A 20546-nucleotide genomic window follows, 5' to 3' on the forward strand; every position below is an offset into this window, starting at 1 on the left:
CCGTCGCCGAGCGGCTGAAGGGGCTGTGAGCGGAGAGCGCCGACGCCCGGCTCCTCGGTCCAGAATGCAGTGGCTTCGAGCACATCCCCTCCCTCTTGTGAACTATTGGTACACGTTCGGCGTGTTAACGAATAGCCGCCGCAAACAGAAACACGAGACGCATGTGAAAAGAGTTCAACTCGTAGCCGTCGGATGGGCCTTCGCGGGTCTCGCACTCGTGCTGCTCATCGGAGTGCTCGCCATTCAGTGGCGGCTGGCCCTGCTACCGCTCTCCGGATGGCTGGCCGTGCTCGCCTACCTGCTCGTCTCGAACGCGCTCGTCATCCGAGGACTGCAGCGACGGCGCTCCGAACTCTTCGGCCCCGCGAACATCGTCACAGGGATGCGGTCGACCCTTGTCGGACTCATCACCGGCATGGTCGTGGCATCGTTCACCGACGAGATCTCGGTCGCGCTTCTCGTCGCCCTGGTCGTGCCGGCACTCGCGCTCGACGCGGTCGACGGCTGGGTCGCCCGCCGAACAGCCACTTCGAGCGAGTTGGGCGCCCGCTTCGACATGGAGGTGGATGCGTTCCTCCTGCTCGTGCTGAGCGTCTACGTCGCGCAGAGCCTGGGGATCTGGGTGCTCGCCCTCGGACTGATGCGCTACGCCTTCGTGATGATCGGCTGGGCGGTCCCGTGGTTCAACCGCAAACTCCCACCGCGCTACTGGCGCAAGGTGGTAACGGCCGTCGCCGGCATCGCACTCGCGCTCGCCGCATCCGGACTCCTCCCGGGTGTCGCCGTGGCGCTCGTCGCGTTCGCGCTCCTGCTACTCGTCGAGTCCTTCGGCCGCGACGTCATCTGGCTCGTGCGCCGACGCCACGCAGACGTGGAAGCACCTGTCGCGTGAACGGCTTTCAGTCAACGCCTTGCTGGAACGCGAATCGGTCCTGGGCGGAGAAACGGTACTCGTCGTCGCAGCGATAGCCCCGCAGCCACTGCTGGTTGTCGACGACGCGCAGATAGAAGCCCTTCGGGAAGTCCACGTCGTCACTCAGCGGCGCCGACGCCACTTTGAGTGCGCCGCTGGGCGACCGACCGGCCGACAGCACCGAGTCGGGTGCATTCGCCTGCGACGTCATCACGAGGCGGAGGTATGGGCCGGTGTCAGGAGGGCACAGCGCCAATCCATGCTCCCGAGCCGCAGCGAAGACCTCAGACAGTGTCGCGCCGTTGCTCAGATTGAAATCGCCGACAGCGCGCTCGACGATGTTGATCTCCTCACGGTCCCGCCGCTCGAAGGCGGCGTGATCGAGCAGCGTCTCGGCGTGCGCGTTGAGTTGGACGCCGCGCGAGTCCAGCGCAGACCGCAGTTCGCTGCGGGTAGAACCGCCGACCTGTAGGCGCAGGGCCCCGGTCACATGCCCGTCGGTCTGTTCCACAGAGCAAGGCTACGCTGATGCGGTGCTGGTCGCGTTGATCCTGTAGACAGTCGCTCGGCCACCGGATGGGTCGGATCGTTCTAAGTTCGGCGCATACTCGATCGCCCTCGAAAAGGTGGGCCACAGAGCGCTCCTCGTCAACGGGCAATACCTGCTGAATGTGGCGGACGGGGCACTCGCGCCTGCGGCGCGCTAGGACGGAGGCCCGAATGCCTGCCATAGGCTGATCGAACTAAACCGGGAGGTCAGCGATCGTTTTGATTCCTCCCATGCGCCGTGGCTGCACGCTAGGGTGTGGCCAAGGGGGGTGTGGGCTCATGAGCGCACTGATGGCAGGTCTCGAGCAGGACGAGCGCCGGCGTCGGCGTGTGGTGCTGTTGGTGGTGCTCAGTTGCGTGACCGGGCTCTGCACCTGGCTGGCCGCGCCGTTCGGCATCGTGCTCCTCACACGCGGCGAACCGACGGGATGGGCGCTCCTCGCCGGCGGAACGATCATGCTCGCCCTGACGGTTGTCGAGATCCTCGCGGCAAGGCGAGCTCACCACCCACCGGTAAGCGCAGCGGGCCGTCCCAATCCGCGCTTCGACGAGCCACAACCGTCGCCCGATCCGCACGGCGGTCTCAGCATGGCCGGCACACAGCTGGGGTCGTTTTAGGCGTCGTTCGTCTCGACGGGTCTGGAGGCGATGGCAGCCTCGGGCATAGTGTGGCGCCATGATCGGAACCCTGGAATCCCTCGTCATCGATTGCCCAGACCCGCGCGAGCTGGCCCGCTTCTACTCGAAACTCCTCGGACTGGAGATCGTCCAGTACGACGATGACTGGGCCGAGATCGTGGAGGCCACCGGCAACCGTCCCATCATCGCGTTCCAGCAAGTCGCGGCGTACAACCCGCCTCAGTGGCCGTCTCAGGATGTGCCGCAGCAGATGCATCTCGACGTCAAAGTCGACGACCTCGACGCGGGGAGGCGGCCGTGCTGGAGATCGGGGCGACCACGACCGGTGCGGGAACGGCCACGTTCCGGGTCTACCGCGACCCGGCCGGACATCCCTTCTGCCTCGTCAACCCCGCCGACTGAGCCGCGGGGAATCTGATGAAGGTTGTCGTCATCGGAGCCACCGGGCACGTCGGTGGCTACCTGGTTCCCCGCCTCGTCCGCGCCGGCCATGAGGTGGTTGCGATCAGTCGTGGGCAGTCAGCGCCCTACCGCGACGATCTTGCGTGGGAGCGGGTCGAACGCCTAGTGGTGGACAGGGATGCGGAAGACGCGGCCGGCACGTTCGGCGCGCGCATCGCATCCCTCGACGCAGACGTGGTGGTGGACATGATCTGCTTCACGGAGTGGTCAGCGCGCCAGCTGGTCGACGCCATCCGGGGCCGCTCGAGGCTCGTGATGTGCTCGACGATCTGGGTGTACGGCACTCTCACGGCCGTCCCGGCGACCGAAGATGAGGCCACCCACCCCGCCAGTCCGCCCTGGGGTTCGTACGGAACGAACAAGGCGGCGATCGAGGCGCTGCTGCGTGAGGAGGGGAGAAGGGATACGCCAGCCGCGTCCTGCGCCCCGGCCACATCAGCGGCCCGGGCTGGAATATCATCAACCCCCAGGCGAATCTGGACCTCGGCGTGTGGGAGACGCTCGCCCGCGGCGAGACCCTGCTGCTCCCGAACTTCGGCTTGGAGACCGTGCACCACGTTCACGCCGACGATGTCGCGCAGGCGTTCGCGCTCGCCGTCGAGGCGGAGTGGGCGGGACGGCACGGCAGACCGGGCCGACCGGAGCGCACCGAGTTCTACAACATCGTCTCCGAGCGGGCGCTCACGCTTCGCGGCTTCGCCGAGGCTGCAGCGGGGTGGTTCGGTCGCGACGCATCCCTCGAGTACCTTCCGTTCGACGACTTTCGCGAACGCGTGTCGGCGACGGATGCGGACACCACCTGGGAGCACGTGGCGCGCAGTCACTCGATGAGCATCCGGAAGGCCCGCGACGAGCTCGGCTACGCACCCGCGTACACGAGCCTGGAGGCTGTGCGCGAGGCCGTCGACTGGCTGCGCGCCGACGGCCAGCTCGACGTTCCTTAGCTCGCTGGCGTCTCGTCCTGGAGGCTCGACAGGTGCTCGGTGAGCACCTCGACAACCAGGTCGTGGTCGGCTTCATCCGTGAGGCCCGAGACACCGACGACTCCGACGAGTGCGCTGCGGACGCGCAGCGGGAACGCTCCGCCACTGAACGTGTGGCGGCTGTGGTCGAGGCCGAGCCGCGGCTCGACGACGTCGATGCCCTTCGCGCGGAACTGATCGCGGATGAGGAGGGAACTGGCGTTGAAGCGCCGAACGACCCCGACCTTGCGGTCGAGCCAGTCGTCGTTGTCCGCGGTCGACCCCGCCAGGCCGACGTGGAAGACGCGCTGATCGCCGAGGAAGATGGTCGCGGCGATGGGAGCGTTGCGCTCGGTGCCGAGTTCGACGATCCGGGACCCGACTGCCCAGGCGTCGGCATGGGTGAAATCGGGGAATCGCAGGAACTCTTCGTGCTCGGCCAGGCGGGCGAGAGTCGACGGGTCGACGGGTTCGGTCATGGGGGTCTCCTCGGGTGGGCTCGAGGCAATCTTGCCAGCCGAAGTGGGGACATCCGGAGCTTTGCACCATGAGTCAGATCGTGCAAGACTGCACTTCATGGAAGAAAGTGCAACGGGCACGCTCGAGCGCAGGATGGCGGACACCGCCGAGCGCATGAAGAGCACCGCCCGTCGCCTGACCGCCGAGCACGGTCTCACCGGCTTCACCGTGGACGAACTGTGCGCAGAAGTCGGAGTCTCGCGGCGCACCTTCTTCAACTACTTCGCGTCGAAGGAGAACGCCGTTCTCGGCCTGCCGGCGAGGCTCGACGTCTCCGGCCTGGTGGAGCAGTTCGTCGAGGCCGGAGAGCCGCACCGGGCTGGCCTTTCTCCCCGACTGCTGGACGATTTCGCCTCGCTGATCATCGCCCGGTGGGAGCTACTCGATCTGACGGCCGACGACGTGCCCCTGCTGATGGCGGCGGTCGACCGTGAGCCGCGGCTGCTCGCCCACCTGCTGGCGCTCTCGGAGCAGAGCGAGCGTGAGGACATCCTGCTCATCGAGCGACGCGAGAGACTCGACGCCGGCGACCTGCGCGCCGAGACGGTCGTGCAGCTTCTCGGCACGATCCTCCGCGGCAGCGCCGGCGAGTTCTTCCACCACGCCACGACCGACACCTTTCACGACATCTTCGTTCGCAGACTCGCCGCCGCCCGCGGCGTGTTCGCGAGCTGAGCATCCGTCACCCCGTCTGCCCGTCAGACCTCTGCCACCCCTTTTGCCACCCTCTGATCCTGGAGCCCCATGACCACGACCACCACCACCAGCGCGCCGCTGCTTCTGACGAAGCGCCGCATCTGGATCATCTTCAGCGCCCTCATCGCAGGGATGCTGCTCTCGAGCCTCGACCAGACGATCGTCTCGACCGCCATGCCCACGATCGTGGGCGACCTCGGGGGAGTCGAGAACCAGGTCTGGATCACCACCGCGTATCTGCTCGCCACCACCATCGTCATGCCGGTGTACGGCAAGTTCGGTGACGTGCTCGGGCGACGCAGGCTCTTCCTCATAGCGATCGCGCTGTTCACGCTGGCGTCGGTCGGCTGCGCGTTCGCCACCGACTTCTGGGGCTTCGTCGTGTTCCGCGCCCTCCAGGGCCTCGGCGGCGGTGGGCTCATGATCCTCTCGCAGGCGATCATTGCTGACATCGTGCCCGCCAACGAGCGCGGCAAGTATCTCGGCCCGCTCGGCGCCATCTTCGGGCTCTCGGCGGTCGGCGGCCCGCTCCTCGGCGGATTCTTCGTCGACCACCTCACCTGGCAGTGGGCGTTCTACATCAACATCCCTGTCGGCATCGTGGCGTTCGTCATCGCGCTGGTCGCACTCACCCTGCCCAACAAGAAGGCCACGCAACCGATCGACGTCCTGGGCGTGCTGTTCCTGTCGATCGCCACGACGTGCCTGATCTTCTTCACCGACTTCGGCGGGGACAAGGCGCACGGCTGGGGCGCGCTCGAGACCTGGGCGTGGGGTGTCGGCCTGCTGCTCGCGGCGGCCGCCTTCGTCTTCACGGAGTCGCGCGCGAAGGATCCGATCATCCCCCTGGCGCTGTTCCGCAACCCGATCTTCGTCAACGCGACCGCGATCGGCCTCACGCTCGGGCTCGGGATGTTCGCGGCGATCGGCTTCATCCCCACCTTCCTGCAGATGTCGTCGGGAACGTCGGCGGCGGCATCCGGACTCCTCATGCTGCCGATGATGGTCGGCCTGATCGGCACCTCGATCGTGTCGGGAATCCTGATCACGAAGACCGGCAAGTACAAGCTGTTCCCGATTCTCGGCACGCTCATCACGGGCGCGGCGATGGGCGCCATGACGACGCTCGCCGCCGACACCCCGATCTGGCTGATCTGCGTGTACCTGTTCGTGTTCGGCGCCGGGCTCGGCCTGATCATGCAGGTCGTCGTGCTCGTCGTGCAGAACGCGGTCCCCTCCGCGCAGATCGGAACCGCCACCAGCACGAACAACTACTTCCGCGAGGTCGGTGCGGCGCTCGGAACAGCAGTGTTCGGAACGATCTTCACGACGCGTCTCACGCAGAACCTCACGGACGTTTTCGCGGGTGCCGGGGCGAATGCTTCCGATGCTGCCAACGCCACGGCGACGATCAACCCGCAGACGATGGGCCAGCTGCCCGACGCGGTACGGGACGGAATTGTCACCGCCTACGCGGACGCGCTGGCGCCGGTGTTCTGGTACCTCATCCCGTTCATCGCGCTCGCCTTCGTGCTGTCGCTCTTCCTCAAGCAGATCCCGCTGTCGGATGTGGCCGGTCTGGTCGCCCGCGGTGAGGCGATCGGCGGCGACGAGGCCGAGCGCCTCGAGGCGGAGCGGCACGAGAGCGAGCGCGTCGGCGCAGGTGGCCCCGGTGCAGAGTCGAGCGGTGCCGAGAAGCGGGACGCTACTTCTTCGACTTCTCAGCCGTAAACGCGGCCGCGAACGCTCGTCGGGGGTGCCTCAGCGCACTCAGTGAGGTCACCTCCGGCAGCGAGAGCGCGTCCACGACCCACCCGCTCAAGACCCGGAACTTTCGATTCACCGTCGGGATGACCAGGCCGTGGTACGCGCGGTGCGCCAGCCACGCGGGCAGTCGCCTCAACCGCACGCCCAGGATGAGCGCCGCCCCGTCTCCGACGCCGTAGCTGGCGATGGTGCCGAGGGATGCGTGACGGTACTCTTCGAGATCCTCCCCGCGGATGTCGTGCACGATGTTCCGCGCCGCCACCGCGCCCTGACGCAACGCGTTCTGCGCGTTGGGCGTGTAATACGCGGGTTGTTGGGCAGCGGTCAGGTCGGGGACCTGCGCGTTGTCGCCGAGAGCCCACGCCCCGGGGATGACGGTGCCGTTGTCGTCGGTGACCTGCAGCCGCGTGTTGGCGATCACGTGTCCTTTGGGGCCGCGTGGCGCATCCGTCGCGTCGAGGGTCGGGCTGGGTCTGACCCCGGCGGTCCAGATGAGTGTCGCGGCGTCGAACGTCTCACCGGTGGAGAGCTCGATGTGGCCGTCGACGCATGATGCGATCGTCGTCTCGAGCCGCACGTCGATGTCGTGCCGGCCGAGTTCGCCGAGGGACCATTTCGAGAGCTCTGGTCCCACCTCGGGCGCTACTCGGTCGAGCGCTTCCACGAGCATCCAGTGCACATCTGATCTGTTGAGCGATGCGTAGCTGTCGACTGCCCGCATGCACACGTCACGGAGCTCACTGATGGCTTCGACACCGGTGTATCCGGCGCCGACGAAGACGAATGTGAGCAGCCTGCGGCGCTCGTCGGCGTCGGTGCTGGCGGCGGCTTTCGCCACGCAGTCCAGCACGTTGTCCCGCGCGAAAACGGCTTCTTCAACGGTTTTGAAGCCGACCCCGAACTCCTTGAGCCCGGGTGTCGGGAAGGTGCGGGTGACCGCGCCGAGTGTGAAGACGACGTGATCGAAATCGAGCGTCCGGATGCTGCCGTCGATGGATCTGATCGTCGCGGAATGCTCCGCGAGGCTCAGCGACTCGACGGTCGCGCAGACGACCCGCGACTTCTTGAGCGTGCGGTGAAGCGGAATCGTCACATCCTGAGGCGCAACGTGGCCGCCGGCCAGCTCGGGCAGCAGCGGCTGGTAGGTCATGTACGGGTTCTGGTCGACGACCGTGATCTGAATCGGCGTCGTCCCTCGATGCCTCTCCAGGCCGAGAGCCGTGTACAGGCCGGCGTATCCGCCGCCGAGGATCAACACGCGCTGCACGCCGTTGCCCGACATCAGGACCTCCCTCCGGCCCGCACGACGAGGGCCGTTGACGCGGATCGTACGCCGAAATCGGCTCAGGATGCGCGCCGCCGCCGGGTTCCGGATGCGCGACCGCCGCGGCGCCTACGCCCGGTACGCGAACGCCGAGCGGAAGATCGCCCGCCCGCGCGCTGCCGTGGCCGAGCGGTCTGCGGCGTCGGACTTCGAGAGCATCAGCGCGAGCATCGAGATGGCCAGCATCACGTCCTCCGCGTCCACCGTCGAGGCGATCCTGCCGACGGCCTTGTCGCGGGCAAGGATCGCCTCGATCACCGCGATCACGCGGGTCCCGAGGTGCACGGTACGGGGATCGTGCCGGTCGGAGATGAGCATGTCGACCAACGCCGTCGACCCCATCGCCTGGGCGGTGATGAGGTCGAAGAGGTCGCTCAGCGTGGAATCGTCGCGGTCGAGGATCGCCTCGAGTTCGGCGATGTTGTCGTCGAAGACGGCCACGGCCAGAGCAATGCGGTCGGGGAAGTGCCGGTAGAGGCTGCCCTGGCCGACGCCCGCTCGACGTGCGACAGCGCTGAGCGGCGCCTGAAACCCGCTCTCCTCGAAGACCTCGCGTGCGGCGACGATGAGCGCGCGCCGGTTCGCCGGGCCGGCAGTCGGCCCGAGATTCGCTTTCGCGTTCGTCGGCACCGGTGTAGCGTACTACCGGACAGTGTTGTCCGGTAGCCCTGACCGTTTCCCACAGCCAGAGCCGCTCAGAGACCCACAGATAAATCAGAGACGGCGCCGTGCAGGCGCAGCCGCAGTGAAAGGAACATGCAATGACAGACCCGAAGCCCCTGGCCGCCAACAGCACGATCGCCACCTGGCTGCAGCACCCGGAGGGCGGCCCGATGATCCGGCAACTGCTCGGCGGGTCGGGCATGGACGAGTCGGTGCTCGCACCCGTGCTCGGACTGCCGCTCCAGCAGCTCGTCGCGATGAGCCAGGGCGCGATGCCCCAGTCCGTCGTCGATGACCTGGTGCTGCGGGTCAACGGCGGCGTCGCGCCGGCCGAGGACTCCGAGCCGACCGGCTGGCGGGAGCGGATCACGCCGGGCCGGTTCGAGGGACGCACGGTGATCGTCACCGGCGCCGCATCCGGAATCGGTCGCGCTACCGCATCGCGAATCGCTCGCGAGGGCGGCCGCGTGATCGCCGTCGACATCTCGGGCGACAAGCTCAACGACCTCGCGGCTTCCGTCGCCGGTGGCACCGTCGTGCCCGTCGTCGGCGACATCACCAAGCAGGAGGACATCGACCGGATCGTCGCCGAGGCGGGAGACAGCATCCACGGACTCGCGAACGTCGCCGGCGTCAACGACGACTTCTCGCCCGCCCATGAGACGACGGATGCGGTCTGGGACCGCGTGATCGCGATCAACCTCACCGGCGGGTTCAAGCTCAGCCGTGCGGTGCTCCCTGCGATGCTCGCAGCCGGCAACGGCTCGATCGTGAACATCGCCTCGGAGGCGGGGCTCCGCGGCGACGCCTCGGGCAACGCGTACACGGTCTCCAAGCACGGCGTCATCGGTCTGACCCGCAGCGCCGCGTTCATGTACGGACCGCAGGGCGTACGCGTCAACGCGGTCGCTCCCGGCGGCGTCGCGACGGGCATCCCTATGCCCGCGCACGTGTCGGAGACCGGCAGCGCCCGCCTCGGCCCGTTCCAGGCCGCGATCCCGACACTCGCCACGGCCGAGCAGCTCGCCGCGTCGATCACGTTCTTGTTGAGCGACGACGGGGTCAACATCAACGGCGCCATCCTGCCGTCGGATGGGGGCTGGTCCGTCCAGTAGGACGTTCTGCGGCGCCGCTGTAGCGGCATTCCCGCGCCGGGTCTCCCGATGTTGTTGACGTCGGTCAACTAATTGTATATAGTTGACCGTCATCAACTATTCGGGAGACCCGTGACTACAGAGATCAGCGCGCCGCAACAGGCCGGCGCAGCCACCACGAGCAAGCGCCAGGTGCTGGTGCCGCTCTCCGGACTCCTGCTCGGGATGTTCGTCGCCCTCCTCGCGAGCACGGTCGTGTCGAGCTCGCTGCCGAAGATCATCGCCGACCTCGGCGGCAGCCAGTCCGGCTACACCTGGGTCGTCACCGCAACACTTCTGGCCACCACGGTCAGCACGCCCATCTGGGGCAAGCTGGCCGACCTCACGAACCGCAAGCTGCTCATCCAGCTCTCGCTCATCATCTTCGTGGTCGGCTCCGGACTCGCCGGACTCTCGCAGAGCACCGAGATGCTCATCTTCTTCCGCGTGCTGCAGGGCCTCGGCGCCGGTGGTCTGACGGCCCTCGTTCAGGTCGTCATGGCCGACATCATCCCGCCGCGCGAACGCGGGCGCTACATGGGCCTGCTCGGCGCGATCATGGCGGTCGCGACCGTGGGCGGCCCGCTGCTCGGTGGCGTCATCACGGACTCGGCCGGCTGGCGCTGGAACTTCTACATCGCGGTTCCGTTCGCGGTTGCGGCGATCATCGTGCTGCAGAAGACGCTCCACATCCCGACGCACAAGCGCAAGGTGACCATCGACTACCTCGGCGCTGTGCTGATCGCCGCAGGGGTCTCCCTTCTGCTCGTCTGGGTGTCGCTCGCGGGTAACAGCTTCGACTGGGGCTCCGTGCAAAGCATCCTGATGGTCGTCGGAGCGGTTCTGCTGCTCGCCGCCGCGGTGTTCGTCGAGTTCAAGGCGAAAGAGCCGATCATCCCGATGACGCTCTTCAAGAACCGCACCTTCTGGCTCGCGATCATCGCCAGCATCTCGGTGGGCGTCGCGATGTTCGGAACGTCGGTCTTCCTCAGCCAGTACATGCAGCTCGCCCGCGGCAAGACGCCGACGGAGTCGGGACTGCTCACGATCCCGATGATCGCCGGCGTGCTCGTCTCGTCGGTCGTCATCGGCCAGGTGATCAGCCGCACCGGCAAGTGGAAGCGGTACATGGTCATCGGCTCTGTGCTGCTGACCATCGGCCTCGCGCTCATGGGCACGATCCGCTACGACACGAGCTTCTGGCTGGTCTTCCTCTACATGTTCATCATGGGATCCGGGGTCGGCATGGTGATGCAGAACCTCGTGCTCATCGTGCAGAACGCGGTGAACCCGCGACAGATCGGAACTGCCAGCGCCTCGGTCGCCTTCTTCCGCAGCCTCGGCGGCACGATCGGCGTCTCGGTCATGGGTGCCGTTCTCGGCTCACGTATCACGACTCTGGTGACGGATGGGCTGACCAAGCTCGGCATCGATCCCTCGGCCACCGGCGGCAGCGGATCGATCCCCGACCTCAGCAAGCTGCCGCTCCCCATCCGGACCGTCATCGAGTCGGCATATGGTGAGGCCGTCGCCGACGTCTTCCTGCTGGCGGTGCCGCTCGCGATCATCTCGATCATCGCGATCTCCTTCCTCCCGAACCTCAAGCTCGGAACGAAGACCTCGGTCGAGCAGATCGCCGAGGAGTCGGCCGCCGGAACGCTCGTCTCCGCCAGCGCCGCAGAGATCGCCGGCGACCCGGCGGGCGAGGCGCTCCTGGAGGAGGAGGGTCGCGTCGATGACGAGGCCCGGCTCGCGCGTGAGGGTTCTGGAGGCGACCGTGGTCCGGGTGGTAGCGGGCACGGCGACCCGGTGGACAGTCCTCAGCGCGGCTGACGATGGGCGGGCTTACGCTGGTCTCCGTGGATCCGGATGCGCGTCGTGAGGCTGTCGAAACGATCGAGCAGGCCATCGGGCGGTTCATCAAGACGATCCGCACGAACCTGCACGAGAGCGCTGCGGCGTTCGCGCCCGACCTGCAGCCATCGGCGTACGCCGTCATGAACGTCGTGGCGGTGAAGCATCCAGTCGCTCCGGCGGTCATCATCGCGGTGACCGGGATGGACAAGAGCTCGGTCAGCCGCCAGCTGCGCATCCTGAAGGACTCCGGCTACGTCACGTCGGAGCCGGATTCGGAAGACCGGCGGGCCGACCTCTACTCGCCGACGCCCGAGGCAGGCGCGCGGTTCGAGGCCATCCGCGCCGCCAACCGCGTGCGCTTCGGCGAAGTCTTCACCGGGTGGGACGAGGATGAGGTCATCACCTTCGCCACGCTGCTGGACAAGTTCGCCGGGCCGGCCAAGGAGCGCTGAGGTCGAGCCCGGTCCGCGGGCGCGGTCCGCGGGCGCGGTCCGTGTGTTTCGGAGCATCGCGGGTTAGGGTCGCTGCGTGACGGACGAGGCGGGCGAACACGGCGCGGGCGAACACGGGGCGGGGGAGGCTCCCCGCCACGGTGAGTCGCGGCGCGTGCTCTCCCGGCGTGCCCTCATCGGAGGCGCGGCCGGGGTGCTCGTCATCGCCGCTGCCGGTATCGCGACCCCGTTCGTCGTCACCCAGCTCACCAAGTCGCACGGCAAACTCGTCAAGCCGCTGCTCGAGTCGGAACTGTTCACGGTGGCGCATCGCGGCGGCTCCAAGGACTGGCCCGAGATGTCCCTGTTCGCGTACCGCAACTCCGTCGACCGCGGCGTAGACGCCCTGGAGATCTCACTGGCGCGCACGAGCGACGGTGTGTGGTTCGGGCTGCACGATGCCACGCTCGACCGCACATCCGGAACCCAGGGCTTCGTCGTGGCCGATCACACCTGGGCCGAAGTCTCGGAGCACCGGATCACGGCGGCAGAGACCACCGACCCGAAGCAGCCGTCCCGGCCGTACCTGCGGTTCGAGACCCTCGTCGCCGAGTTCGGTTCGACGCACGCGATCTTCGTCGACCCGAAGGTCGTTCCGGCCACGTATTTTCCCGAGCTGCTCCGACTGATGGACCGGATGAAGAATCCCGGCCAGACCTTCATCGCGAAGGGATACTGCACGAGCAGGACCTGGGCACAGTTCGCGCGCGACAACGGCCTGAAATCCTGGGGCTACTACTACGGCTCGGAGCTGGATGCGTCGCCGACACTGCTCTCCTCGACGCAGGGATACTGGAACCTGCTCGGGATCGACTACGAGGCGTCGGATGCGGCGTGGGCGAGTATCCGGTCGCCGGGCAAGCCTGTGGTCGGCCACATCATCCCGACTCGCGCCGCCGCCGACATCGCCCGCTCCCACGGCGCCGCCGGCCTCGTCATCTCAGGCATCACCGAAGTCCTCGGCTAACCCCGCCCCCATCCCCCATCCCCACCCCTCCCCACTCCCACCCCCACCCCATCCCGTCGCTCGAAAGTGGAGTATTTACCGTTCTGAAACGCTTCAAACGGTAAATACTCCACACTCGACGCCAGGAAAGAGGAGGGGAGGGGAGGAGGGGAGGAGGGAGGGAGAAGAGGGCAGGGGCGGGTTAGAAGTCGTGGGGGCGGGCGAAGCCGGCGTCGATCGTGACCTCGTCGGGGTCCAGGTGCGAGCGGATGAGCGGAAGCGAGCGCTTCAGCGACGACTGGATGCGCCCCTCCAGGTCATCCGACACGATGCGGTAGTCCTCGAAGTCGCGTTCGCCCGCGAAGATGCCGAGCGGGAGCGTCAGCGACTGGAAGAAGCCGAACAGCGGCCGCATCTGGTGTTCCACCAGCAGCGCGTGCCGGTCGCTGCCGCCGGTCGCGGTCAGCACGATCGGCTTGCCCACCAGCGCGTACTGGCCGATGTGGTCGAAGAACAGCTTGAAGAGCCCGGTGTATGTGGCGCGGTACGCGGGCGATCCGACGACGACCACATCCGCCGCCTCAACCTTCTCGAGGGCCTCGACCGCGTTCGGCCCGAGCTGGCCGCGGAACGGCCCCGCGCCGAGTTCCCCCAGCAGCGGCGCGAGTTCGACCACCGTGGCCGTGCCGCCGAGCTCGGTAGCGAACGCCGATGTCACCTCTGCCACCAGCGCGGTGGTCCGCGACGGATGCGTCGGGCTGCCGCTGACCCCGACGACCGAGATGGTCTTCTGGTCGGTCATCAGAACGAGGCTGCGTTCGCCGTATCGAACCGGAGCGGCTCGACGGGGTTGTCGAGGTTCGCGCCGCCGCGGTAGCGCGCGCCGATGTGGCGGTCGGGGAGCCGGCTGTTGCCCGCGCCGAACAGCCGCTCGCGCAGGGTGTCCGACCGCTCGCTCTCGTCGGGCAGGCGGCCGCGCTTGCGCAGCTCCGGCACGACGAGCTCGGCGAAATCGCGCGCCGTGTCGAACGAGTGGTACTGACGCAGGTTGATGCCGTCGAGGCCGTCTTCGTCGAGCCACTTCTCGATCTCGTCAGCGACCGTCTTCGCGGTGCCGACCACGAGGAAGCGGTCGTCGCGGGAGCCGCCGACGAAGTCGAGCGCCTGGCCGACCGTGCGCTCCAGCGGCAGGAACGGCACCTTCGAGGGAGACACATCCGCACGGCGCAGGGCCTCGGCGACGGTGATGTCGCGCGGGAACGCGGTCAGATCCACGGGCAGGCTGCTGTGGGCCAGGATGCCGTCGAGACTCGAGTTCTCTCGGTACAGCTTCCACTTGTCTGCCGCTTCCTCCTCCGTGCGGCCGACGATGATCCCGGCCATCGCGATGAACTTGACGTCCTCGCGCTCGCGACCGTGCCGCACAGCAGCGTCGCGCATCCCGTCGGCGTTGCGTCGGAACTCCTCGGTCGTGCGGCCGCCCGTGAAGACCACCTCGGCGTGACGGCCGGCGAACTCGATGCCCGCTGGCGATCCTGTCGCCTGGAAGAGGACAGGTGTGCGCTGGCGCGACGGATGCACGATGTGCGGCCCCGAGACGCGGTGGCGCTCGCCGACGTGGTTGATGTACCGCACCTTGGACGGGTCGGTGAAGATCTTGTTCGCGCGATCGGCGACGACCGCGTCATCGTCCCACGAGCCCTCCCACAGCTTGTAGAGCACGTCGAGGTACTCGTCGGCGTACTGGTAGCGCAGGTCGTGCGGTACTTCGCCGTCGAGGCCGAAGTTGTGGGCCGCATTGGGGAGGTACGAGGTGACGACGTTCCAGCCGACGCGACCCTTGGTCAGGTGGTCGAGTGTCGACATCCGTCGCGCGAACGCGAAGGGTGGCTCATACGTGGTCGAGAAGGTGACCCCGAAGCCGAGGCGCTCGGTCACGGCGGCCATGGCCGGGATGACGAGGAGCGGGTCGATGTTCGGGCTCTGGAGACCTTCGCGCAGGGCCGTCTCGGGCCCTCCGCGGAAGACGTCGTACGCACCGATCACGTCGGCGAGGAAGATGCCGTCGAATCCGCCGTGTTCGAGGATCTGGGCCAGCTCGGTCCAGTAGTCGATGTCGGCGAAGCGCTCGCGATTGTTGCCCGGCAGCGGCCAGAGACCGTGGGTGATGTGGCTTGCCGTGGCCATCTCGAAGAGGTTGAGGAAGAGTTGCTTGCGTTCTGCCATGGTGCGGGTCAGTCCTTGTCGATGGGGGTGTCGGCGAACGAGGCCGGGTCGAACTCCGGAATCGACGCTATCAAGCTGCGGGTGTATGGATGCGTCGGGTGACGGAAGATGTCGTCGGGCCGGCCCTCCTCGACCACGACACCGTCTTTCATGACGAGTACGCGATCGCTGAGGTGACTGATGACACCGAGATCGTGCGAGATGAAGAGGTAGCTCACACCTGTCTCCCGCTGCAGGTCGACGAGCAGGTCGAGGATCTGCGCCTGGATGGTCACATCCAGTGCCGAGACGGCCTCATCGAGCACGATCACCGACGGGCGGGGCGCGAGTGCGCGCGCGATGGCGACGCGCTGGCGCTGGCCGCCCGAGAGCCGCAGCGGAAAACGGTTCAGGACCTCTGCGGGCAGCCCGACGAGGTCGAGGAGCTCGAGCACTCGCTCCTTGCGGGCAGCCGCCGACTTGAAGTGCTCCCCGCGCAGGGCGTCGTTCAGGATGCGCTCCACATTCCAGCGCGGATCGAACGAGCTGAGCGGGTCCTGGTAGACGACCGAGATGCGGGGACGCAAAGAGCGGCGCTTCCGTTCGGGCAGAACAGACCACGCTCGGCCGAGCAGCCGCACCTCGCCGCCGTCGAGCGATTCCAGTCCGAGTGCGAGCCGGGCGGTCGTGCTCTTGCCCGAGCCCGATTCGCCGACGATGCCGAGCGTCTCACCGGCCGCGAGGGTGAACGAGACTCCGTCGACCGCGCGGGTGATCGAGCCGTCGCGCGTGTGGAAGCGCTTGACGAGGCCGGTCGCCTCGAGAACCGGGCCGGTCGGGTCAGCCGCGCGGGGCGCATCCGGAACGGCAGGAGTCGCTTCAACACCCTCGCCCGTCGCCGGGCTCAGCGCTTTGCCGCGGGTGGCCTCGCTCGGTACCGCAGCGATCAGCGCCTTCGTGTACTCGTGCGTCGGCGACCCGAGCACCTGCGCGGCAGATCCCTGTTCCAGCACCGCGCCGCCCTGCATCACCAGGATCTGATCGGCGAGTTGTGCGACCACCGAGAGGTCGTGGCTGATCAGGATGATCGACGCCCCGCGCTTCTTCATCTCCTCCAGCTGCGCGAGAACCTGCGCCTGCACCGTCACATCCAGGGCGGTCGTCGGCTCGTCCGCGATCACGATGTCGGGGTCGAGCGCGATCGCGGAGGCGATCAGGGCACGTTGCCGCAGGCCGCCCGAGAGCTGATCGGGCCGCTGCCGTGCGCGCAGTTGCGGCAGGGGCACGCCGACCCGGGTCAGGAGGTCGAACACGCGCTGCTTGCGTGCGGCACGGTCTCCCCACTTGTGCAGGCGCAGGGCCTCCGCGATCTCGGCGCCCACCGGACGCAGTGGGTCGAGCGAGACCAGCGCATCCTGAAGCACGAAGCCGATGTCGCGGCCCCGGATGCGCCGCCACTGCCGCGGGGTGAACGAGCGCACGTCCTCGTGGTGGATCTCGAGTGCGTCCGCTTGCACGATCGCGTTCGCGCCTGCGAGACCGACGAGCGACCGGGCGGTGACGCTCTTGCCCGAGCCCGATTCGCCGACGATGGCGACGCACTCGCCCGGAAGAAGGTCGAACGAGACACCGGAGACGACCTCGCGCGGACGCCCGTCGATCAGGAAGCCGGTGCGCAGGTTCTCCACCCGCAGACGCGTGGCCGGCCAGTCGAGTTCGTCGACCAGTTTCTCCGTGGTTCCTTCTACGACGCTCGTGAGCGCTCACCCTTCTCCAGTGAGGTCTGCAGGTGGCGGCCGATGGTCGTCGCGGCCAGGGCCACGGCCACGATCACGAGTCCGGGGATCACGACGAGCCACCAGGCCTGCGTGATGTATGCGCGTCCCGCGTCGAGCAGGGCGCCCCACTCGGATGAGGGCGGAGCGACGCCGAGACCGAGGAACGACAGGCTCGACGCCCAGACGATCGACTGGCCGATCGAGAGGGCGAAGACGGCCACGAGCGGGCGCAGTGCATTGGGCAGGATGTGCGCGCGCACGATCCGCCACCGCGAATGTCCGAGGGCGGTCGCCGCCTCCACGTAGCCGGAGTTCTTCGCACCGAGGATCTGGCCGCGGACCATTCGCGCGTATCCCGGAGCCGTTCCCAGCCCGACCGCGAAGATCTCGGTCGTGGCCGACGGCCCCGCGATCGCGATCAGGAGCAGCGCGAGCAGCAGTGCAGGAAAAGCGAACATGACCTCGACGAACCGGTCGACGATCACCGCAGCGGGCTTGACCGCGAGTGCTGCGATCGAGCCCAGGATGAGGGCGGCGATGACGCCGACCGCTGCAGCGCCGAGCCCGATCATCAGGGATTCGCGTGCGCCCCAGACGACGCGGGTGTAGAGATCCCTGCCCGACTCGTCGGTGCCGAACCAGTGCGCGGTCGACGGAGGCTGCAGCGCGGCGCCGTAGTCGATGTCCGTCGGCGCGTGAACGGTGAGCACCTGCGGGGCGATCGCGGCGACCGCGAGTAGCACGGCGAAGGCGATCGCCGCGTACAGACCCCACGGGCGTCGGCCGAGGGATGCGCCGACGCCTTGTGAGCGCGGTGGTGCGGTGAGCGCGGTCATGAGACCTCCATCCGGGGATCGACGATGGTGTAGACGATGTCGACGAGCAGGTTGGCGACGACGTAGACGACCGCGACGAGCGTCACGATGCCGACCACTACCGGCAGATCCTGCGAGTTCACCGCGCCAACCAGCACCGAGCCGATTCCAGGTCGATTGAAGATGGACTCCACGATGACCGCACCCGAAAGCGTGGCGCCGAGGGCCCAGCCCGACAGCGTGACCGCGGGAATGATCGCGTGGCGAAGCACATGGCGGAGGCGGATGCCCCAGTCGCCCATGCCGCGCATCCGGGCCGAGAGCACGAACGGTTGATCCAGCGCCCGTTCGAATTCGGCTCGGGTGCTCTGGGACATGAAGCCCGCGAGCGGGATGGCCAGCGTGAGCGCCGGAAGGATCAGCCCGTTCACGCCGTTCCCGCTGAGCACCGGAAACCAGCGAAGGCCCAACCCGAACACCAGCAGCAGGATGATCCCGAGCCAGTAAGCGGGAAGCCCCGCGGCGAACACGTCGACCGTCGAGCCCACGCCGCCGATCCGTGGCCCGCGCCCGGCGGTGAGGGTGACCCACACCACCATCAGGATCCAGGCGAACAGGATCGCCGTGAGCGACAGGATGACCGTGGCGCCCAGCTGCTCGCCGATGATCGCGGTGACCGGGCGGAACTGCTGGTACGACGTGCCGAAGTCGCCGCGCACGAGGCCGCCGAGGTAGTCGAAGTACTGCACGATCAGCGGGCGCTGCAGCCCGTACTGCGCGTTGATCTGCGCGAGTTCCGCCGGTGTGCGCACCTGGGCCTGACCGGCGCGGATGTTCAGGATGACGGTCGCGCGGTCCCCCGGGAGCGCCGTCTGCGCGAAGAACGCGACCGTGGCCGCGCCCCAGAGCACGACGACCGCGGCGACGATCTTGCGGCCGATCTGCAGCAGAACCCGCCTGCTGACGGAGGGGCGCCGCGGAGCGGGAACCGTGTCCCGCTCCGCGACGGCCGCGCTACTTGACGAAGTACGCGTCATAGAACGTCGGTCCTCCCTGTGCGTGCTCCTGCCAGACGTCCTTGAGCTTCGGCGACACGGCCAGCGTGCTCAGCCGGTCGTAGACGCCGATCGAGAGGGCGTGCTCGGCGATGTAGTCCTGGGCCTTCTGGTATGCCGCGTTCTGCGCATCCAGGTCGGCCGCCGAGTTTCCTTCGAGGATGTAGCCCTCGAGCGTCGGGTCGTTGTAGAAGGCCGAGTTGGAGTAGTTCGGGTTGTCGGGCGTAGAGGGACGCCAGTTGATGTACAGGATGCCCGCGGTCACGGCTGTCCAGTAGCCGGCAGCCAGGTCGTACGACTGCGGGGTCGAGTACTTGCCGGAGAAGAACTCGGCCTGGGGAACCGGGACGAGCTTCACATCGAAGCCGACCTTGGAGGCTTGCTCCTTCACGCCCTGCAGGATGGCGGCGCCGTCGGCGTTGATGATCGAGCCTGCGCCGTACGGCAGCGTCACGGTCAGTGTCTTGCCATCCTTCTCGCGGATGCCCTTGTCGTTCTTCTCGGACCATCCGGCCGAGTCGAGCAGCTCGTTAGCCTTCGAGGTGTCGAGGCTGTACCAGGAAGCAGCCTTCTTGCTGTACCCGGGCGTCGCCTGGCTGACCCCGCCGTTCCCTTCGACCGGGATGACGCCGCGGCCGATGGTGTTGACGATCTCCTTGCGGTTCAGGCTGTACGCGAACGCCTGCCGTACCTTCTCATCGGTGAACGGGCCGACCTGCGTGTTGAACGAGATCTGCTGCGGACGCCCGGGCGTCACGTACTTGTCGAGGGTGTACCCGCCGCTCTTGAGCGTGTTCCACTGCACGGCAGGCACGTCATAGATCGCGTTGACCTGTCCGCTCTGCAGGGCAGCCACGCGCGTCGTGGGATCGGCGACGAACTTCCAATCCACCTCGTCGACGAGCGCCGGGCCCGTGTGCAGCGCGTTGGCGGGCCACGAGGTGTAGTTCTTGTTCCGCTTCAGGATGATGTCCTGGCCGCGGTTCCACTTGTCGACCACGAAGGCGCCCGAGCCGATCGGAGCCTCGCAGTTCTGTTCTTTGGTGCGGTTCTCGAGCGCCTTCTGCGACTGGATGCCGAAGTAGCCCTGGGTGAGGTTGTCGGCGAGCCGCGGGTACGGCTTCGACAGGTTCACCTGCAGCGTCTGCGCGTCGACGGCCTCGGCCGACTTGTAGTAACCGCCGAGCCAGACCTTCGCCGTGCTGTTTCCGCCGTTCACCCAGTAGTCGAAGTTGTACGCGACGGCCGCTGCGTCGACGGGCGATCCGTCGGTGAACTTCACGCCCTTCTTGAGGGTGAAGGTCCAGGTCAAGCCGTCGTCGGACTGCTTCCAGGCGGTCGCGAGCCAGGGGACGACCTTGTGGTTCTCATCCAGCGACACGAGGCTGTCGAGCACCTGGTACGAGAGGTAAGCCTGCTCGATCCAGCCGCCGAACACGCAGGCGGGCTCCTGCTGATGGGCGTACACGATCGTGCCGCCGGTGACTTTCTCGCCGGAGCCCGAGCCGGCAGCATCGGCGGAACCGCTCGCGCACGAGGTCAGAACCAGTGCGGCGGTCAGGGCGAGCGCTGTAGCGGCGGCGGCCGTACGAAGGGGGCGCAGAGGCATGCTGTGACTCCAGGATTCAGGGATTTTGGTGAGTGCCCAGAACCGTACGGGGGAGTCAGCAAGCGAGACCAGACCTGCGTGTCCGATAGAGAAACGGAACGTCACCTTGCGACATGTGCTTGTCGCGGTGCGTTCCGTCTGTTAAGAAATGCAGGCGGCGGCC

At 67.4% G+C, this 20546-nt stretch carries 20 protein-coding genes and 1 pseudogene; 11 read left to right on the forward strand and 10 right to left on the reverse strand.

Annotated features, from left to right (window positions below; all coding sequences use genetic code 11):
• The first annotated feature begins 163 nt into the window (after positions 1-163).
• Positions 164-892: a CDP-alcohol phosphatidyltransferase family protein gene (locus ACQ86A_RS03490; RefSeq protein WP_431279238.1), complete on the forward strand. Its 729-nt coding sequence runs from the start codon at positions 164-166 to the stop codon at positions 890-892.
• Between the two features lie 7 nt (positions 893-899).
• Here the strand turns inward: ACQ86A_RS03490 and ACQ86A_RS03495 are convergent, their stop codons facing one another.
• Positions 900-1424: a hypothetical protein gene (locus ACQ86A_RS03495; protein ID WP_431279239.1), complete on the reverse strand. Its 525-nt coding sequence runs from the start codon at positions 1422-1424 to the stop codon at positions 900-902.
• Between the two features lie 317 nt (positions 1425-1741).
• Between ACQ86A_RS03495 and ACQ86A_RS03500 the strand changes: the two genes are divergently transcribed.
• The 4 genes and pseudogenes from ACQ86A_RS03500 (at position 1742) to ACQ86A_RS03515 (ending at position 3507) form a co-directional block, all read left to right on the forward strand.
• Positions 1742-2080 (forward strand): hypothetical protein, encoded by a 339-nt coding sequence (locus ACQ86A_RS03500; protein WP_431279240.1) that lies wholly within the window; start codon positions 1742-1744, stop codon positions 2078-2080.
• A gap of 58 nt (positions 2081-2138) precedes the next feature.
• Entirely contained in the window at positions 2139-2519 is a 381-nt protein-coding gene (locus tag ACQ86A_RS03505; protein ID WP_431279241.1) for a VOC family protein, read from the forward strand.
• Positions 2519-2902 (forward strand): annotated as a pseudogene (locus tag ACQ86A_RS03510) (NAD-dependent epimerase/dehydratase family protein); the annotation flags it as partial. The gene ACQ86A_RS03505 and the pseudogene ACQ86A_RS03510, both read left to right, overlap by 1 nt.
• Before the next feature lie 149 nt (positions 2903-3051).
• Complete coding sequence (locus ACQ86A_RS03515) at positions 3052-3507, forward strand: NAD-dependent epimerase/dehydratase family protein (protein ID WP_431280521.1); 456 nt, start codon at positions 3052-3054, stop codon at positions 3505-3507.
• Here the strand turns inward: ACQ86A_RS03515 and ACQ86A_RS03520 are convergent.
• Positions 3504-4004 carry a heme-degrading domain-containing protein gene (locus tag ACQ86A_RS03520; RefSeq protein WP_431279242.1) on the reverse strand — a complete coding sequence of 167 codons (501 nt, stop codon included), beginning with the start codon at positions 4002-4004 and terminating at the stop codon, positions 3504-3506. The genes ACQ86A_RS03515 and ACQ86A_RS03520 overlap by 4 nt on opposite strands.
• Before the next feature lie 97 nt (positions 4005-4101).
• Here ACQ86A_RS03520 and ACQ86A_RS03525 point away from each other — a divergent pair, with 97 nt between their 5' ends.
• On the forward strand, positions 4102-4719 hold the full coding sequence (locus ACQ86A_RS03525) for a TetR/AcrR family transcriptional regulator (protein ID WP_431279243.1): 618 nt from the start codon (positions 4102-4104) through the stop codon (positions 4717-4719).
• 69 nt (positions 4720-4788) lie between these two features.
• Positions 4789-6471 (forward strand): MDR family MFS transporter, encoded by a 1683-nt coding sequence (locus tag ACQ86A_RS03530; protein WP_431279244.1) that lies wholly within the window; start codon positions 4789-4791, stop codon positions 6469-6471.
• On the opposite strand, the gene ACQ86A_RS03535 is transcribed toward ACQ86A_RS03530, so the two are convergent.
• Positions 6446-7789, reverse strand: a complete 1344-nt coding sequence (locus ACQ86A_RS03535; RefSeq protein WP_431279245.1) for an NAD(P)/FAD-dependent oxidoreductase — start codon at positions 7787-7789, stop codon at positions 6446-6448. The genes ACQ86A_RS03530 and ACQ86A_RS03535 overlap by 26 nt on opposite strands.
• A 111-nt stretch (positions 7790-7900) precedes the next feature.
• Complete coding sequence (locus ACQ86A_RS03540) at positions 7901-8461, reverse strand: TetR family transcriptional regulator (protein ID WP_431279246.1); 561 nt, start codon at positions 8459-8461, stop codon at positions 7901-7903.
• 131 nt (positions 8462-8592) lie between these two features.
• Between ACQ86A_RS03540 and ACQ86A_RS03545 the strand changes: the two genes are divergently transcribed.
• From ACQ86A_RS03545 to ACQ86A_RS03560, 4 genes are all read left to right on the forward strand, one after another.
• Complete coding sequence (locus ACQ86A_RS03545) at positions 8593-9609, forward strand: SDR family NAD(P)-dependent oxidoreductase (protein WP_431279247.1); 1017 nt, start codon at positions 8593-8595, stop codon at positions 9607-9609.
• 204 nt (positions 9610-9813) lie between these two features.
• Positions 9814-11460: an MDR family MFS transporter gene (locus ACQ86A_RS03550; protein WP_431280358.1), complete on the forward strand. Its 1647-nt coding sequence runs from the start codon at positions 9814-9816 to the stop codon at positions 11458-11460.
• Between the two features lie 26 nt (positions 11461-11486).
• Positions 11487-11936 carry a MarR family winged helix-turn-helix transcriptional regulator gene (locus tag ACQ86A_RS03555; RefSeq protein WP_431279248.1) on the forward strand — a complete coding sequence of 150 codons (450 nt, stop codon included), beginning with the start codon at positions 11487-11489 and terminating at the stop codon, positions 11934-11936.
• A 76-nt stretch (positions 11937-12012) separates the two neighbouring features.
• The gene (locus ACQ86A_RS03560) at positions 12013-12942 is read left to right on the forward strand and encodes a glycerophosphodiester phosphodiesterase (RefSeq protein ID WP_431279249.1); all 930 of its coding nucleotides are present in this window, start codon (positions 12013-12015) and stop codon (positions 12940-12942) included.
• 181 nt (positions 12943-13123) lie between these two features.
• Here the strand turns inward: ACQ86A_RS03560 and msuE are convergent, their stop codons facing one another.
• From msuE to ACQ86A_RS03590, 6 genes are read right to left on the reverse strand one after another with little or no spacing between them, the layout of a single operon-like run.
• Positions 13124-13723 carry an FMN reductase gene (gene msuE, locus ACQ86A_RS03565; RefSeq protein ID WP_431279250.1) on the reverse strand — a complete coding sequence of 200 codons (600 nt, stop codon included), beginning with the start codon at positions 13721-13723 and terminating at the stop codon, positions 13124-13126.
• Positions 13723-15147 (reverse strand): NtaA/DmoA family FMN-dependent monooxygenase, encoded by a 1425-nt coding sequence (locus tag ACQ86A_RS03570; RefSeq protein ID WP_431279251.1) that lies wholly within the window; start codon positions 15145-15147, stop codon positions 13723-13725. The genes msuE and ACQ86A_RS03570 overlap by 1 nt, the downstream gene beginning before the upstream one ends.
• 8 nt (positions 15148-15155) lie before the next feature.
• Positions 15156-16814, reverse strand: coding sequence for a dipeptide ABC transporter ATP-binding protein (locus ACQ86A_RS03575; RefSeq protein WP_431279252.1), 1659 nt, complete (start codon positions 16812-16814; stop codon positions 15156-15158).
• Between the two features lie 56 nt (positions 16815-16870).
• The gene (locus tag ACQ86A_RS03580) at positions 16871-17740 is read right to left on the reverse strand and encodes an ABC transporter permease (protein ID WP_431279253.1); all 870 of its coding nucleotides are present in this window, start codon (positions 17738-17740) and stop codon (positions 16871-16873) included.
• Complete coding sequence (locus ACQ86A_RS03585; protein ID WP_431279254.1) at positions 17737-18756, reverse strand: ABC transporter permease; 1020 nt, start codon at positions 18754-18756, stop codon at positions 17737-17739. Before ACQ86A_RS03585 ends, ACQ86A_RS03580 begins: the two co-directional genes overlap by 4 nt.
• Complete coding sequence (locus tag ACQ86A_RS03590) at positions 18734-20383, reverse strand: ABC transporter substrate-binding protein (protein WP_431279255.1); 1650 nt, start codon at positions 20381-20383, stop codon at positions 18734-18736. The genes ACQ86A_RS03585 and ACQ86A_RS03590 overlap by 23 nt, the downstream gene beginning before the upstream one ends.
• Positions 20384-20546: the final 163 nt, after the last annotated feature.

This window comes from Leifsonia poae, assembly GCF_050632195.1.
Lineage (GTDB): Bacteria > Actinomycetota > Actinomycetes > Actinomycetales > Microbacteriaceae > Leifsonia > Leifsonia poae_C.